The organism is Nocardia sp. NPDC005978 (assembly GCF_040614455.1).
Lineage (GTDB): Bacteria > Actinomycetota > Actinomycetes > Mycobacteriales > Mycobacteriaceae > Nocardia.
The window spans coordinates 60,148-75,148 of the sequence record NZ_JBEXUS010000037.1; the positions used below are offsets into that span (position 1 = coordinate 60,148).

16 protein-coding genes are annotated in these 15,001 nt (G+C 65.5%); 10 read left to right on the forward strand and 6 right to left on the reverse strand.

Annotation, left to right across the window (positions count from 1 at the left end):
* Window positions 1-192 precede the first annotated feature (192 nt).
* On the forward strand, window positions 193-975 hold the full coding sequence (locus tag ABZ319_RS18785; protein WP_354987689.1) for a helix-turn-helix domain-containing protein: 783 nt from the start codon (window positions 193-195) through the stop codon (window positions 973-975).
* Window positions 976-1,081: 106 nt separating this feature from the next.
* Here the strand turns inward: ABZ319_RS18785 and aspT are convergent, their stop codons facing one another.
* Together aspT and ABZ319_RS18795 are read right to left on the reverse strand one after the other, a co-directional pair.
* Complete coding sequence (aspT, locus tag ABZ319_RS18790; protein ID WP_354987690.1) at window positions 1,082-2,764, reverse strand: aspartate-alanine antiporter; 1,683 nt, start codon at window positions 2,762-2,764, stop codon at window positions 1,082-1,084.
* 29 nt (window positions 2,765-2,793) lie between these two features.
* Complete coding sequence (locus ABZ319_RS18795) at window positions 2,794-4,428, reverse strand: bifunctional aspartate transaminase/aspartate 4-decarboxylase (RefSeq protein ID WP_354987691.1); 1,635 nt, start codon at window positions 4,426-4,428, stop codon at window positions 2,794-2,796.
* A gap of 127 nt (window positions 4,429-4,555) precedes the next feature.
* Between ABZ319_RS18795 and ABZ319_RS18800 the strand changes: the two genes are divergently transcribed.
* From ABZ319_RS18800 to ABZ319_RS18810, 3 genes are all read left to right on the forward strand, one after another.
* Entirely contained in the window at window positions 4,556-5,707 is a 1,152-nt protein-coding gene (locus ABZ319_RS18800) for an asparaginase (protein ID WP_354987692.1), read from the forward strand.
* A 186-nt stretch (window positions 5,708-5,893) separates the two neighbouring features.
* A complete protein-coding gene (locus tag ABZ319_RS18805; protein WP_354987693.1) occupies window positions 5,894-7,285 on the forward strand; it encodes a family 1 glycosylhydrolase in 1,392 nt (463 codons plus the stop codon).
* A 406-nt stretch (window positions 7,286-7,691) separates the two neighbouring features.
* Entirely contained in the window at window positions 7,692-8,027 is a 336-nt protein-coding gene (locus tag ABZ319_RS18810) for an STAS domain-containing protein (protein ID WP_354987706.1), read from the forward strand.
* Between the two features lie 93 nt (window positions 8,028-8,120).
* On the opposite strand, the gene ABZ319_RS18815 is transcribed toward ABZ319_RS18810, so the two are convergent.
* On the reverse strand, window positions 8,121-9,161 hold the full coding sequence (locus ABZ319_RS18815; protein WP_354987694.1) for an LLM class F420-dependent oxidoreductase: 1,041 nt from the start codon (window positions 9,159-9,161) through the stop codon (window positions 8,121-8,123).
* Window positions 9,162-9,444: 283 nt separating this feature from the next.
* Between ABZ319_RS18815 and ABZ319_RS18820 the strand changes: the two genes are divergently transcribed.
* The 3 genes from ABZ319_RS18820 (at window position 9,445) to ABZ319_RS18830 (ending at window position 11,061) form a co-directional block, all read left to right on the forward strand.
* A complete protein-coding gene (locus tag ABZ319_RS18820; protein ID WP_354987695.1) occupies window positions 9,445-9,771 on the forward strand; it encodes a hypothetical protein in 327 nt (108 codons plus the stop codon).
* Window positions 9,768-10,118 carry a hypothetical protein gene (locus tag ABZ319_RS18825; RefSeq protein ID WP_354987696.1) on the forward strand — a complete coding sequence of 117 codons (351 nt, stop codon included), beginning with the start codon at window positions 9,768-9,770 and terminating at the stop codon, window positions 10,116-10,118. The genes ABZ319_RS18820 and ABZ319_RS18825 overlap by 4 nt, the downstream gene beginning before the upstream one ends.
* 100 nt (window positions 10,119-10,218) lie before the next feature.
* Complete coding sequence (locus ABZ319_RS18830; protein WP_354987697.1) at window positions 10,219-11,061, forward strand: alpha/beta hydrolase; 843 nt, start codon at window positions 10,219-10,221, stop codon at window positions 11,059-11,061.
* On the opposite strand, the gene ABZ319_RS18835 is transcribed toward ABZ319_RS18830, so the two are convergent.
* The 3 genes from ABZ319_RS18835 to ABZ319_RS18845 are packed head-to-tail and all read right to left on the reverse strand — an operon-like array spanning window position 11,021 to window position 12,688.
* Window positions 11,021-11,866 carry a helix-turn-helix transcriptional regulator gene (locus tag ABZ319_RS18835; RefSeq protein WP_354987698.1) on the reverse strand — a complete coding sequence of 282 codons (846 nt, stop codon included), beginning with the start codon at window positions 11,864-11,866 and terminating at the stop codon, window positions 11,021-11,023. The two genes, ABZ319_RS18830 and ABZ319_RS18835, sit on opposite strands and share 41 nt — an antisense overlap.
* Window positions 11,863-12,381: a DUF6879 family protein gene (locus ABZ319_RS18840; protein WP_354987699.1), complete on the reverse strand. Its 519-nt coding sequence runs from the start codon at window positions 12,379-12,381 to the stop codon at window positions 11,863-11,865. Before ABZ319_RS18840 ends, ABZ319_RS18835 begins: the two co-directional genes overlap by 4 nt.
* Window positions 12,359-12,688: a hypothetical protein gene (locus ABZ319_RS18845; RefSeq protein ID WP_354987700.1), complete on the reverse strand. Its 330-nt coding sequence runs from the start codon at window positions 12,686-12,688 to the stop codon at window positions 12,359-12,361. The genes ABZ319_RS18840 and ABZ319_RS18845 overlap by 23 nt, the downstream gene beginning before the upstream one ends.
* A gap of 500 nt (window positions 12,689-13,188) precedes the next feature.
* On the opposite strand from ABZ319_RS18845, the gene ABZ319_RS18850 reads away from it, so the two are divergent.
* From ABZ319_RS18850 to ABZ319_RS18860, 3 genes are all read left to right on the forward strand, one after another.
* On the forward strand, window positions 13,189-13,512 hold the full coding sequence (locus ABZ319_RS18850) for a hypothetical protein (RefSeq protein ID WP_354987701.1): 324 nt from the start codon (window positions 13,189-13,191) through the stop codon (window positions 13,510-13,512).
* Window positions 13,513-13,768: 256 nt separating this feature from the next.
* Window positions 13,769-13,981 (forward strand): hypothetical protein, encoded by a 213-nt coding sequence (locus ABZ319_RS18855; RefSeq protein WP_354987702.1) that lies wholly within the window; start codon window positions 13,769-13,771, stop codon window positions 13,979-13,981.
* A gap of 234 nt (window positions 13,982-14,215) precedes the next feature.
* Entirely contained in the window at window positions 14,216-14,797 is a 582-nt protein-coding gene (locus ABZ319_RS18860) for a DUF4352 domain-containing protein (RefSeq protein WP_354987703.1), read from the forward strand.
* Window positions 14,798-15,001: the final 204 nt, after the last annotated feature.

The following is a 15,001-nucleotide window of genomic DNA, read 5'->3' on the forward strand; positions in this document are numbered from 1 at the left end:
GACCCAGAACACTTTTCCGGCCTCGGACCGGCCGGATGTCCACGCGCACACAGATTGTGCGCGTTCATATTCTCCGGTGGCTACACATTTGCTCAGCTCACAGACCTGCGGCGCGACCGATTTCGTGACACAGTCGAGGGGTCGCGCACCCGGAAAACAGCCGTTTGCGCGACCAAGGGGAGGAGAACCGTCGTGACAGCGGAGCTATCCATCGAACGGCGCGCGGGCAAACCGGCAGCGCCGACCTTCGGCGTTCTCCTGCGCCGATTGCGCGACGCACGCGGGATCTCACGCGAACGACTCGCTTTCAACGCCGGGGTGAGCGCCAGCTATGTCACGCACCTCGAAAAGGGCACGCGCAGCCACCCCACGCACGAGGTGGTCGACGCCGTCATCCGGTATCTCGATCGCGTGGAACACCTTTCGGAGGTCGAGCGCCGGTACGTGCGCGAACTCGCCGGCCTGTCGAATGTCGGCTGCCCGCCGCTGCGGGAGTTGCGCGCGGCCGTCACCCCCGAACTCCAGCGCCTGCTGGACGGCCCGCACCCCGCCGCCATCACGGCCGTGGGCGGCCACATCCTGCTCCGCAATCCCGGCTGGGAACGCGCCTTCCCCGGAATGCTGGAGAGCGGCAACCAGTTTCGCTGGCTGTTCACCCATCCGCTGGCCCGCCGGGTGCTGGCCGACTGGCGCGCCGCGACCACCCTGTCGGTCCAGGCCTTCCGCCTGGCCATGGGTGGCTTCGGCGGTGCGGCGGCCTTCGCCGACCTCCTCGACGAGCTCGGCCGCCACCCCGAGTTCCGCCGTATCTGGGCCGAGGGCACGGTGGCCGCCGTTCCCCCGGTCTGGCGCCTCAACCTGCACGATCTCCACACCGGCACGCCCCGAACGGTCCTCGTCCAAACCGGGATGCTCCAAACCGGCACCCACCCCGGCTGGTTGATCTCCCAGTTCCTGCTCCCGGTCGCGGCGTAGAACCGGGCCCGACGCCACGCCCTGTCGACTCGGCTCACCGAAATCACCACGCCCGCGGCCGATCGCCGGATGCGATCGAGCGCGGGCGTCATGCCGTGGGGGTGCGTCAGGTCAGGGCGACCGTCATGGCGACCGCGATCGGACCCAGCAGCGGGAGTGCGACATTGGAGAGGGCGTAGACGATCGTGTAGGACATCAGCGGCGTGGCGTTGCCCGCCACCTGCTGGACGGCGCTGATGCCGGGGGTGGAGCACTGCTGGCCGGTGATCGCGCCCAGCGCCAGGGGCGCGGGGAGTTTCATGAACTTCCAGGCCACCACCAGGGAGATGCAGGCCGGGATCGCGGTCATCAGCACGCCGGCGATCGGTAGCCCCCAGCCGAACTTCTTGACCAGGTCCACCGCCTGGGGACCGGAGGTGAGGCCGACCACGGCGATGAACACGGACAGGCCGAGGGTCTTGATGACATCGGCCGCGGCGGGGGCGTACTGGCCGATCTCGGGGTTGCGGGAGCGGAACCAGCCGAAGAGCAGGCCGGTGAGCAGGCAGCCGCCGCCGGTGCCGAGGGTGAGCGGAATCGTGCCCACGGTGAGCACGATCTTGCCGATCACGAAGCCGAGGACCAGGCCCAGCGCGATGTAGATGATGTCGGCCTTGACCGTCGGGTCCAGTCGATAGCCCAGGGCGGGAACGACTTTGTCGAGATCGGCCTTGGCGCCGGTCAGCTTCAGGGTATCGCCGCGCTGCACCGGCATGCCGGGCCGCAACGGCAGGTCCTTGTCCTCGCGGACCAGACCGGTGACGTACAGCCGGTTGCCCAGCTGCTTGGTGATGCCGTCCAGGGTGGTCGCGCGCTGGCGGTGATCCAGCACGACCTGGTCGATCTCCAGCGCGGTCTCGAGATCGGCGCTGGGCACGATCTCCGGCCCGATGGCGGTCTCGGCGGGGACCATGGCGGTGCGCGGACCCACGACCAGTACCTGGTCGCCGGCCAGCAGCACCACGTCGTCGGCGACCGCGATCACCTTGCCGCCGCGCAGGATTCGCTCCACGGTCAGGTGACCGCCGAGATCCGCGGTCACCTGGGCCAGGGTCCGCCCGGCCACGCGCTGCACCCGGAACGCGCGGCCGACGAGATCGGGCGCGGCCTCCATGTGGGTGCCGTCATCGTCGTCGCTGCCGCCGCCGAGCTGCTTCCACAGCTTGTCGGCTTCCTCGCGCAGGTTGATCCGCATGATGAGCGGGAAGATCTGGCTCGACAGCAACACCACCACGATGAGCCCGCAGATGTACGAGATCGAGTACGCCGTACCGACATTGGCCTGCAGGGCGGTGATCTCGTCGGCGGAGCGATCCAGCCGGGCGATGGCGTCGGTCGCGGTGCCCACGGCCGCGGATTCGGTCGCGCCGCCGGCCAGCAGCCCGGCGGCGGTGCCCGGATCCAGGTTCATGATCACGGTCGCCAGCGCCGTGATGGCCAGCACGCTGGCCACCTCGATCAGCGTGAAAGTGCCGTACTTCAGGCTCTTTCGGTTCAGGCTGGCGAAGAAGGTCGGTCCGGAGATGTAGCCGAGGGTGAAGATGAACATCGCGAAGGCGATGTTCTTCACCTGATCGTTGACGGTGATGTGCCCCGCCATGCCGACGAAGATGGCCACGATCAGCGTGCCGGCCACGCCGCCCAGGGACAGCTTCCAAATCTTGATCTTGCCGATCGCGTAACCCAGTGCCAGGCACAGGAACAGCGCGGCCTCGGGGGTGTCCTGCAGGAACGTCTTGATCGCATGCATGAAGTCGTCCTCTGTCGCGGCGAGCCCGGTCAGTTGGTCTTGCTGCGGTCCTGGAACTCCCGGTGGTACTCGTTCATGATCTGCCGCAGCCACCGCCCGATCTCGGCGTAACTGTCCTGGCGCAGGTTGGCCAGCGACACCCGCACCGACCACTGCGGCCCGTCGAACCCACCGCCGTTGAGCAGCACGATCGAACCCTGTTCGGCCAGCCGGAACACCGGATCCACCGGTTCGTGCTCGGATTCGAGCCACGCGGCGAATTCCGCACTCCAGTGCTGCTTCACCCACGCCATGAGATCGAGTTCGACGTAGTAGTTGGCGGCGTTGGGATCCCGGGGCGCCTCGACCCCGAGCGCGTCCGCCAGCATCGTCAACCGCCGCGCGATGATCGCCTCGCAGTTCTTGCGATGGCTCAGATCCTTGTCCAGCAGATCGGCGAGCGAGAACAGCGCCATCTGCACCTGCTGCGGGGTGGACAGCCCGGCGGTGTGATTGAGCGCCACATCGCGCGAATCAGCAACCATGCGGTCGATGAACTTCAGCTTCTCCGGTTCCAGCGCGATGCTGGAATACCGTGCGGTCAGCCGATCCCGATCGGCGGCGGGCATATTCGCCAGCCGCCGATCGAAGATATTGTCCTTCGCCACCGCGATGACGCCCAAACGCCAACCGGTGCAGCCGAAATACTTGCTGAACGAATACACGCCGATGGTATTGGCCGAGGCCACCGACATGAGGGATCGGAAACCCTCGACGAAGGTTCCGTACACATCATCGGTAATGATGGTGAGGTTCGGATTCTCCTTCGTCGCGATCTGCGTGATCCGTTCCAGCGTCGCCGAATCCAGCATGACCGACGGCGGATTCGAGGGATTCACCAGAAACAGCGCCTTGACGCTGGGATCGGCGAGCTTCTCGATTTCCGAGGGCGGATACTGCCAGGTGTGCATGCCGTCGGCGGAGGTCGTGGACGCCTGAATCTCGAGCACGTCGAAATGGAATCGCTCGAGCTGCGGAATCTCCAGGTACGGCGTGAAGATCGGCGTCATGATCGCGATGCGGTCACCGGGCGCGAGCATGCCGTTCACGACGCAGGAATCGAACAGATAGCACATGGCCGCGGTGCCGCCCTCGGTGGCGAACAGGTCCCAGCCGCTTTCCGGGGCGCCGCCCATGGCCAGGTCGAGGTAGGCGTGCACCACCTGCTCGATGTGGGTCAGCATGCGGTCGGGCACCGGGTAGTGGTCGCCGTGAATGGCGTCGGCCAGCTCGCCCACCCAGGCGTCGGCGTCGAATCCCAAAGTGGCGGTGCCGTATTCGACGGCCCCGCGCAGCAGCCGCACGGCATCGGTCTCGGTCTGCGCGGTCAGGAATTCGTCCAGGCGGCCCGCGATGCCCGCGGGCTGCGGCATACCGGCCAGGCCCGGGAACTCGTCCCAGTCGAGTTTTGCCTCGGCGACGGCGAACTGCCCGAGCAGATAGAACGCCTCGCGCGGCACGACCGAGGTCCAGTTCGGATTGCCGCGACCGGCATTGATCATCACGTGCGCGGTCTTGCGCATATTCGCATCGGCCAGCGCGATGAGTTCGTCTTTCAGTTCGAACGGACTGAGCTGTTCGTACTTCTTCTCCGTACCGCGATCGACCTGATTATCGATGCTCATCGTCCACTCTCCGTATGTCGAAGTCCGGTCGCTCTCCGAGGCAACGCACGTCGTGATAGGAAGAATCGTAGGATCACTACTGAACGGAAGAATCATACGCGCGCAACCCGATTCTGAAGGAGTCTCCATGGCGCGAAGTTCCATTCTCCGTATCGTCGGCCTGCTGGCCTGCTCGGGCCTGCTGGTCGCGGGTTGCGCGAACGACCCCGAGGAATCCGCCGCCGGAAAGACATCGGCTGCCGCACAACCCGCCGCCGGGACCTCGTCGAATCAATCCCAATCCCCCGGCACACTCCCCCGGGTCACCATTCTCGCCACCGGCGGCACCATTGCCGGTAAGGCCAACGCCAATTCGGCGGTCGGCTACACCGCCGGCGAGGCGACCGCACAGGACCTCATCGATGCGGTACCGGGTCTGGACAAGATCGCCGCGCTACAGGCCGAGCAGATCTCCAACATCGGCAGCCAGGACATGAACGACGAGGTGTGGCTGAAGCTGGCCGACCGCATCAACGAGATCTTCGCCGCGGACGGGGCCGACGGGATCGTGGTCACCCACGGCACCGACACCATCGAGGAGACCGCGTTCTTCCTCGATCACGTGGTCGCGAGCCCGAAGCCGGTGGTGCTGGTCGGCTCGATGCGCCCCTCGACCGCCCTGAGCGCGGACGGGCCCGCCAATCTGCGCTCGGGCGTGCAGGTCGCGGCCGATCCGGCAGCGCGCGATCGCGGCACGATGGTGGTCCTGAACGACACCATCCACGGCGCGACCGACGTGACCAAATCCAATACCACCAGCCTGCAGACCTTCGTCTCCCCCAATACCGGGCCCATCGGGCACGTCGACGCGGCCGCGGTGACCTTCGCCGAACCCGCCGAGCAGCAGACGCGCCTGGGCTTCCCGGTGCCCGATTCCGCGCCGCTGCCGCGGGTCGACATCATCTATTCGCACGCGGGGATGGACGCGACCGCGGTCAACGACGCCCTCGGCCACGGTGCGCGCGGCCTGGTGCTCGCGGGCGTGGGCGACGGCAATACCGCCAAGCCGGTCGTGAGCGCGCTGAGCGCGGCCGCGGGCAAGGGCGTCCTCGTCGTGCGGTCCAGCCGGGTGGGCTCCGGGGCGGTAGTGCGCAACGCCGAACTCAACGACGACGAGCTGGGCACCGTGTCCGCGCTCGGGCTGAACCCAGCCAAGTCCCGGATTCTGTTGCAGCTGTTGCTGGTCAACGGCGTCACCGATCCCCAGCAGGTGCAGCGGGACTTCGCCGCGGCGTCCTGATCCGGGCGGTTGGGTGATCCGGCGCGGGGCTGTGACCCGTGCCGGATCCACCGAATAGCTTGCCGCCGTGCGGTTTCCCGGGTTCTACCCATTCACCACCCATGTTGAACAAGTGACCAGTAGGGTGTGGGCACCATGCGCGGCCATGTCGGGGACGCGCTGGATCGCCCCGGAGGAAGTACTGGCATGAGACGTTCTCGGCTGCTCTGTACGGTCGTGTCGGCCGTCGTCATCACCCTGGCCGGGTCCGGCATGGCCGCCGCCGCACCGACCGGCAGCGGCGGATCGGGATCCGGCGGATCGGGATCATCGGGCTCGGGCAGCGGCTCCGGCACGGGCAGCTTCGGCGGCGCGCCCACCACCGTGCGGCCGCTGGGGCCGGACTTCCTCTGGGGCGTGTCCATGGCCGGCTTCCAGTCCGAAGGCCATGCCCCGGACAGCAATTGGAGCCGCTACGCGAACTCGGGCAAGGCCACCCACACCTACGGCGACTCGGTCGACTTCTACACCCGCTATGCCGAGGACATCGACCTGGCCGCCGGCCTCGGGGTGAAGGTGTTCAGGCTCTCCATCGAATGGGCGCGCGTCCAACCGCGGGCCGGGGTCTGGAACGACGGCGATTTCGAGTTCTACGACCGGGTCGTGCAGCGTATTCGCGCGGCGGGCATGCGGCCCATGCTCACCCTGGACCACTGGGTCTTCCCGGGCTGGGCCGCGGACCGCGGCGGCTGGAAGAACAAGAACATGGTCACCGACTGGCTGGCCAACATGCGCCGCGTGGTGGACCGGTACGCACCGCTGGACCCGCTGTGGGTGACCATCAACGAGCCCATGGGCTACGTCATGCAGTCGATCCGGATCGGCGATATCGGGGTGCTGGACGCCCTGCCCATGTTCGAGCGGCTCGTGCAGGCGCACCGCGAGATCTACGACTACATCCACGCCCGCCAGCCCGGCGCCCGGGTCACCAGCAACGTGGCGCAGTACCCCATCGTGCAGAACCTCACCGACCTGCTCTTCGTCGACCGGGTGCGCGACAAGCTCGACTACCTCGGGATCGACTTCTATTACGGTGCGTCGCTGTCGAATCCGCCGACCCCGGCGCTGGTGGGCGAGGAACTCTGGAAGAACGCCATCGAACCCGAGGGCATCTACTACGACCTGCGCAGCTACGCCGAGAAGTTTCCGGGCCTGCCCCTCTACGTGGTCGAGAACGGCATGCCGACCGACAACGGACTCCCCCGTTCCGACGGCTACGACCGCGGAGATCACCTGCGCGACACCGTCTATTGGATCCAGCGTGCCGTGGCCGACGGCATCGACGTCATCGGCTACAACTACTGGAGCCTGACCGACAACTACGAATGGGGCAGCTACGCACCGCGTTTCGGGCTGTACACCGTCGACGCGAAGACCGACCCCGCTCTCACGCGGCGGCCCACCACCGCCGTCCCCGCGCTGCGGGACATCACCGCGCGCGCCGGGGTCGCCGCCGAGTACCGCCCGACCCGCGAGCCCGCCCTGTGCTCGATCGTCACGCCCATCGACAGCTGCCTGCGCCCGGTGTCGGTGCCATAGGCGCAGACGAGACCAGGCCGTCGCTGGCGCATCTGCGTCAGCGACGCATCTACGCCGCAGCGTGATCACGCCGCGGCCTGGACCCGACTCGCCCGTACCGGTCGGAATCTTTTGTCACCCGGATTTCAGCCGCCCCGACACCCCTCGACGCCGGTTCCGTGCACCGCGGTCCATGCTCCGACCTGCACCGACATGCGAGATTCATCGCGAGTGTTTCACCTCGCCGAGAACGGGTAAGCCCTGCCCGCACCGTTCGCCCGAGTGCGTGTGCACACCGGCCAAAATCATTGCCTACCAGCGCTATGCGGGTTAGCTGAGGCTGTTGCGGACACTTGCGCCACCGTTCACTTGTAGAGTCTCTTAGGTGACCAACACTTCCGGAGACGCGTATCCACTCGGCGAAACGATGACCACCTCGGTCACCGTCCACGACGATGCGACCGTGCTCGCCGTGATCGGTGAAGTCGACCTGGCGACCGCACCCGCGCTCGAGAACGCGATCGAATCCATCCTGGGCGGCAAGCCGGGCGCCCTGATCATCGACCTGTCCGAGGTGAGCTTCCTGGCCTCGGCCGGCATGGCCGCGCTCGTGGCCGCGCACCAGCGCGCCGGGGCCACCCGCATCGCCGTCGTCGCCGACGGGCCCGCCACCGGGCGGCAGCTGCGCATGACCAATCTCGATCAGGTCTTCGCGCTGCACCCGACGCTGCCCGAGGCCCTCACCGCGCTGCAACAGAACTGACCGATTCCCCGCCCGCGACGACGCGGGCGCGTGTCCCCGAAACGCAGAACGCCCCGGCCGTCACGAACGGCCGGGGCGTCGTCGACTCGGTGATCAGTCGCAGATGGCGCGCAGCTGCTCGACGAGCTTGACCCGATCGGCGGAGGTCGCCGCCAGCGGAACCACGTTCAGCGCGGTCACCCCGGCCTCGCGGAACGCGGCCACGCGCTCCTTCACGAAACCGGCCGAACCGATCAGGCAGACGTCGCGGACCAGATCGTCCGGCACCACCTTGGCGGCCTCATCTTTCTTGCCCTGCAGATACAGTTCCTGGATGCGGTCGGCCTCGGCGCCGTAGCCGTACTTGGTGGCCAGGGTGTGATAGAAGTTCTTGCCCTTGGCGCCCATGCCGCCGATGTACAGCGCCAGATGCGGCTTCACGAATTCGCGCAGCGGCTCGACGTTGTCGCCGATCGCCAGCGCCGGACCGGCGAAGACCTGCAGATCGCCCAGCTTCGGATCACGCTTGGCCAGACCGGCTTTCAGCGACTCGCCCCAGATGGCATCGGCCTTCTCCGGCAGGAAGAAGATCGGCTGCCAGCCCTGCGCGAGCTCGGCGGCGAGCTCCACGTTCTTCGGGCCGAGCGCCGCGAGCAGCACCGGAATGTCCTCGCGCACGGGATGATTGATGAGCTTGAGCGGCTTGCCCAGGCCGGTGCCCTTTTCCGCGGGCAGCGGGATCGTGTAGTACTTGCCGTTGTACTCGAGGCGCTCGCGCTTCCACACCTTGCGGCAGATCTCGAGCACCTCGCGGGTGCGGCCGATGGGCGCGTCGTAGGGCACGCCGTGGAAGCCCTCGATCACCTGCGGGCCCGAGGCGCCCAGCCCGAGGATGAACCGCCCGTCCGAGACGTAGTCCAGACCGGCCGCCGTCATGGCGGTGAGGGTGGGCGTGCGGGTGTACAGCTGCATGATGCCCGAGGCCAGCTCGACCCGCTCGGTCTTGCCGGCGAGGTAGCCGATCGCGCTCACCGCGTCGAACGAATACGCCTCCGGCACGAACACGATGTCGAGGCCGGCCTTCTCGAGATCGGCCACCTCGGCGGCGATTTCCTTGAAGCCGTCGGTGTAATTGATCGACAGTCCGATACGCATGAATGGCAGCATAGGCGCAGGCTGGGAGGCGATTTCATCGCACCCCCGGTCAGGACCATGATCACCAACGATGTCCCGCGATGTCCCGGACCGACCTGCACCGTCCCGGAAAATTATGGCACGAAACTTGGCACTGCACGTCCCGGAACGTCCTTGTCGTCGAGACTCACCACACCTTCGCCCGACGACGAGGACGGCCGCGCGCCACCAGCAGCCGTCCACCAGATAGCAATCTGACAGCAATCGTTAGCGAAGGGCGCAAACCGGGCAATCATTCGCAAATATGTTCGAACACTGGCCCGACATCCCGCCCTCGCTCGGACGCGAGATCACCTCACCGCGGCCAGTCACCATCGACCTCGGCACCGCCATCCCCACCCACTCCCCCACCTTCGGCGCCAACGAACTCTCACTACGCGTCCGCGCCGGCGGCCTCGAACTCTCCGGACGCATCGAAGGCCACCTCCACGCCTGGGCACGGGCAAACAACGGGGCCTGGATCGGACTCATCAGCTGCACCCTCGAAACGCCGAACCGCCTCGGCAAGATCCAGATCACCCAATGGTGCTCCCAACGCGCCATCACACCGCGAAACGAGGGCACCCCATGACCGAACCAGGCCGCGGCAGTGTCATCGCCTCCCTGATTCTGCTAGCACTCCCCGACGAAGAACACGACGGCGAATTCGCGCCCGCGGACGTATGGTCCGCCGTGCGCCACGGCATCGACCCCAGCCCCACCGTTCCAGACGTCGCGGCAGCGCTGGAACTGCTCGCCTACCCCGACGTCGGCGGTGTCATCCGATTCACCACGGGCCTCTACGGTGCCGCACCCAACCTGGACGACGCACTCGTACGGCTGTACACACGCGAAGACGACGAAGAGCCGGACCTCGACGAGGATGACGACACGTTCTGGGACCGGCCGGCCTTCACCGACATGGACGACCGCTACTGACGAACCTGACACACCACTGTCGGTGCAATCTGAAAGCGAATCCAACGTCAGCGCAACGTGATTCACAGCGGAGCCACTCTCGAAGTGGTATCTGTTGTGCATGCGGCGATTCGATAAAGTCGACCTAGGCTACGAAGTAGCGGTCTCGCCCGTATCGGGTGATTCGCTCGTACCCATCGTGTTCATCAATGCCCTGGACACAAGCCAAGATCAATGGGACGACGTCCTCACCCATCTCCCAGGACAACCCACCATCACCTACGACCGGCCGGGAATCGGCGCCAGCGGCCCACTCCCGTCACATCTGCGCGATCAGCCGCGAACACTCGGTGACCTCGCCGACGAGCTGCGCGTACTGCTCGACAAACTCGGCATCGACACGCCCCACCTGGTCGTTGGGCACTCGATCGGCGGATTGATTGCGCTCAAGTACAGCGAGCGATATGCCGACAACACCGCGGGGATCGTTCTTGTCGACGCCACCACTCTGGACCACCTGGGCGCCAGCACCTGGCCGGAGCACGAAGGCGGCGAGGACAAGCCGGGGTCGTCGAGACTGGACCCCATTGGATCGTTCGCCGAAATACAGGACGCAGTATGGCCGCCAACGCCCGCAGTCGTGGTGGGAAGTGCCGTCGGCCGGTGGCTGCGTCTGACACCCGACGAGGCCGAAGAGTACGGACCCCGCACGCCCGAGGAACTCGATGAGCAGTGGCAGCAAGGGCAGCAGCTCCTGGCCGAGAAGATCGACGCGCTACTCGTTGTCGCCGACCACGCCGGCCATGACATCCCAACCGATCAACCCGAGCTGATTGCTGTCGGCATCCTGGCCGTCATTCGCGCGATCGACGATCGCTCACTCGTCACAATTCCAGCCGCACAGCTGCGGTCTGCTGGCGGTTCTACTGACCGCCGGAGCGGTGGGCCTCGATCGCCCTCATGATCAGGGCTCGGGCGTCGTCGCCGGTCACTGACTGCTCTGCCAGGGTGTCGAAGGCGCGACCGTAGAGGGCTATCTCCTGCGGTTGGGTGATGGTGATGCCCGCCGAGTGTCCTTCAACCTTGACGAGGCGGTTGTCGAACATGAAGAAGTTCTCCACCACCACCAAACCCTCTGCTCTACAGGGAACGATCCCCAGAGACACGTGAGGCATTCCGATCATCGAATTGATGCGATCGAGCTGGCTGATCATGATCAACTCGTCACCGAAGGTCGTGTACAAAGCCTGCTCGCCCAGCAAGAAGTGAAATCGCTTGCCGCGCTGATAGAGAATGCGTTGGCGCTCCATACGCGCCACGACCGCGTCGTCCAAGTCATCAGGAATTTGATAGAACGCGATTACGTTCGCCATCGCGGCCGCGGCATAGTCGGCGGTTTGCAGGAGGCCCGAGACCATGGCCGGTTCCCAGTTGCGTATGAAGGTCGCAGTAGAAGCCGCCCGGCTGGACTCCCGCTGCCGCTTCGCCATGCCGGTGCGCAACTGCTGGCGCCACTCCACATAGGCGGTGTCGATGTTGTGGAGGACCGCCAGCAGATCATCTATCTGGTCTTCGGTGTCGCAATGCCGGCAGTAGGCGCGGATGTCGTCATCCGACGGCCGAGTGACTCCGTACTCAAGCTTGGAGATCTTCGACTCGTGCCACCCCTCGACACGGGCAAGCCCTCGGCCGGTGACTCCCGCCCTTCGGCGTATTTCACGGAGTCGCTTGCCGAGAGCTTCCCGTTGCTCCTGAACTGAGCTGGTCACTTCCGAGTCAGCTGTGCATAGTCCGAGAACGGCGTGGCCAGCCGCCAAAGCCGTTCCCTGGTGCGCTGGCAGTACGCGACCAGCTCAGGATCGGTACTGACCGCCGCTCCGCCTGGCGAGCGACCGTCTTTGCCTACAAGGCTGTACACGACCACTCGATTGTCGATCACCCAAAAGTCATCTGGCGGAACCTGTCCAGCGTCGAGGCGAGGCAAGTAGCGCACGTCCTCGCCTGCTTCGACGTTCATCGGCGCGATAGTCAGCGACCAGCGCACGTAGTCGCTGTGAGGGACGGTGACTACGCGCAGACGACTCACAGACACCTGTCGTGCAGTGAGTTCCTGCACGAACTCCGTCCAGTCCTGGAACCAGGATCGGTAGTCGAACGGTTCAGAGTTGAGGAACCGCTGAAACGGCTCATCCTCTCCGGGTACACCGTAGCTGTCTCGGACTTCCAGGTGGAAGGCGTCGTGCCGTGCTTCGCGAAGTAGCTCAATCGTGGGACGGAAGTCCACCGTAATAGTCCCTCTCTGCCTTGGGTACTTCGATCGCGGTCTCGTACGGTTCGATCTTCATCTGCGACAGCACTTCTGGATCGACGACCGGTTTACCACTGAGCGCGAACGTCCCGCGCCCGGTGTCGGTGAGCGGCACGTCCAGGTAGGTGTTCTTTTCGAGGAACCCCAGCAGTGCGTGCGGGATCTCGACGATGTCGTTCTGTTCAGTCTTCCAGGCAACGACTACGTAGCCGTTGTCTGCGGCGAACAGTGTCGGGCACTCGTCCTTGTTCGATCCGATTCGGCCGAGAAATCGCAAAGTCATGAGCTTTGTTCCTTGCCTACGGGTGTGCAGGGTCTTGCACCGCTGCTCAACCATCGTCCCGCAGAATGTCCAGTTTCGTGGTGCTACAACCGGATTGCTGCAAGTCTCTGCAAACTCATCGACCGTGAACCGGGCCGCACCTACCGTTCGATGTAGGCCGCTCGGGGTCGGATCGTCGTCCCGCCCCGAGCCGCCCCAGACGACGGCACAGACGACGAGACGACGAGGGGCGCTGATATGGCGTTGACCGAACACCAAGCGAAAATTCTTGCCGCACTGCCACGTTCGAGCGTCACCGAGGCAGTGACAGTACGGGACCTGACCCGCACCACCGGAATACCTGAAACGTCCATCCGCCGAGCGTTGCTGGGACTAAAGGCCTCCGGGCTCGCGGTCGCTACTCCGCAAGGCCCTGCGAGGTGGCGATCGACTGATCGCGGCCGGCGCGCAATCAGCAGACCTGCCTACGCCGAGTACTCCCCCGCAAGGGGGTGCGCCTGATGAACAACGACGCCAAAGTGCTCGAAGCACTCGTGCTCAGCGAACCGCCGGACGACCTGTTCACCACGGCAGAGCTTCAAGAGAAGACCGGTCTCAGCAAGGACGAGGTCCGTCTCGCTGCCGGCGGCGGGCTTCAATCCTGGGGATTCGCCACCGCCATCGTGCGCCACGAGCAGGAGACGCTGTGGAAGGCGACCTACCGCGGGCGCCGGGAAGTCGCAGCGAACGGATACAAGCGCATTGGCACAGGCCCGAACTGGGGAACCTACTGGCATAGGGAAGGAGGTGTGAACGATGCTCTCGATCAACGAACCCGGCCCTAACGGCCAGGCCGGCGACAACTGGAACGAGCCCGTCAACAAGGACGACGACGGCCAGGACAGCCCGCGGCTGTTCCGCCGCTAGCCCGAACACCTTCCCGAGACAGTGCCCTGACTTCGGGAGGTGCAGCGCCCCAGGAGCGGTTGCGAATCCTGGGGCGCAGCTATGTCATCGCGACTCAGTAACACGACAAATAGGACCATTCGGTTGCAAATGATCCGATCATGGTGCAAGCACCTCGACTCGATTGGACAGCCCGTGAACCCGCCCCACAGTTCCGGACAGCCCTCCCAACGTGTCATCCTGCCCAGCACGGAAATGCAGGCCCTGTTCGAGCAATCCTTCACGATCGCGAACAGCGCCAACGCCAGCGAGATCCGCATCGAACATCTCATCGATGCACTACTCGCACACCACCCCGAAACTGTCGAAGAACGAATGCGCGCTGTCGGCTGGACGCGTCCCGAGTAGGCCACGGTGGCACGCAATGTCAGTTACCGGCGGGCCACCACACGCTAAGCTGCCGAAAACCCGCACAAGCCTTGGGGAACCGTGAACTACCCGCCACCAACGGGGCCACAGCAGCCATTCCAGCCGCAACAGCCCCAGGGATACCCGCCGCAATACCAGCACCCACAGCAGTACCGGCACCCCCAGCAATACCCCATGCGGCCACCACCGAAGAAGGCCGCGACATGGCCCTGGGTGTTGCTCGCTGTTGTTCTGTTGGGCTGCGGCGGCCTCGGCCTCCTCGGCATCGGCGAAAGCAGCGATTCGAAAACGAAAGCCAGCAAGACGTCGACAAGCGCTGCAGCACAACCAGCGAACGAACAGCCTGGAGCACCCATCTCAGCCGCACCAGCACCCGCCGAGAAGCCGAGAAAGGGTGTCGCCCCTGCCGGTTCCGCGGTTCGGGACGGGCAGTTCGAGTTCGTGGTCACCAAGATCGAACGCGGACAGACTTTCCTGCAGGACGGCTACAGCAAGGCGACCGCGCAGGGTGAGTTCGTGCTCGTATCGGTCAAGGTCACCAATACGGGCAAGCAGCAGCGAACCTTTTGGGGCGACGAACAGATCCTGATCGACGATCAGGACCGCGAGTTCACCGCCAGCGGCGATGGCGCTCGCGCGATTCCGAATAACAACGATGGATACAGCCAGGATCTGAATCCCGGCTTCTCGCTGGACCGAGTCGTAGTTTTCGATATCCCGCCGGGCACGAACTACGTCACCATCGAGTTCCACGACTCGCCGTTCTCCGGTGGCGTGAAGGTCGCACTGCAGTAATCGATTGTGGCCCCCGCCCGTTCGCCGGACGGGGGCCACAGTAGGTTCAGTTCGACCGCATAGCCGGCGTCGCGTCCGTCGGGGAGCGTGTAGTAGCTGTATCCCATCAGGCGGCCTTCGCGCTCGGCTGGTCGCAGGCCCCGAGTTGCCGGTTCTGTCCGCGGATGAACCACCTGCCCCATCCCGCCGTGAAGTGCCGGCGGG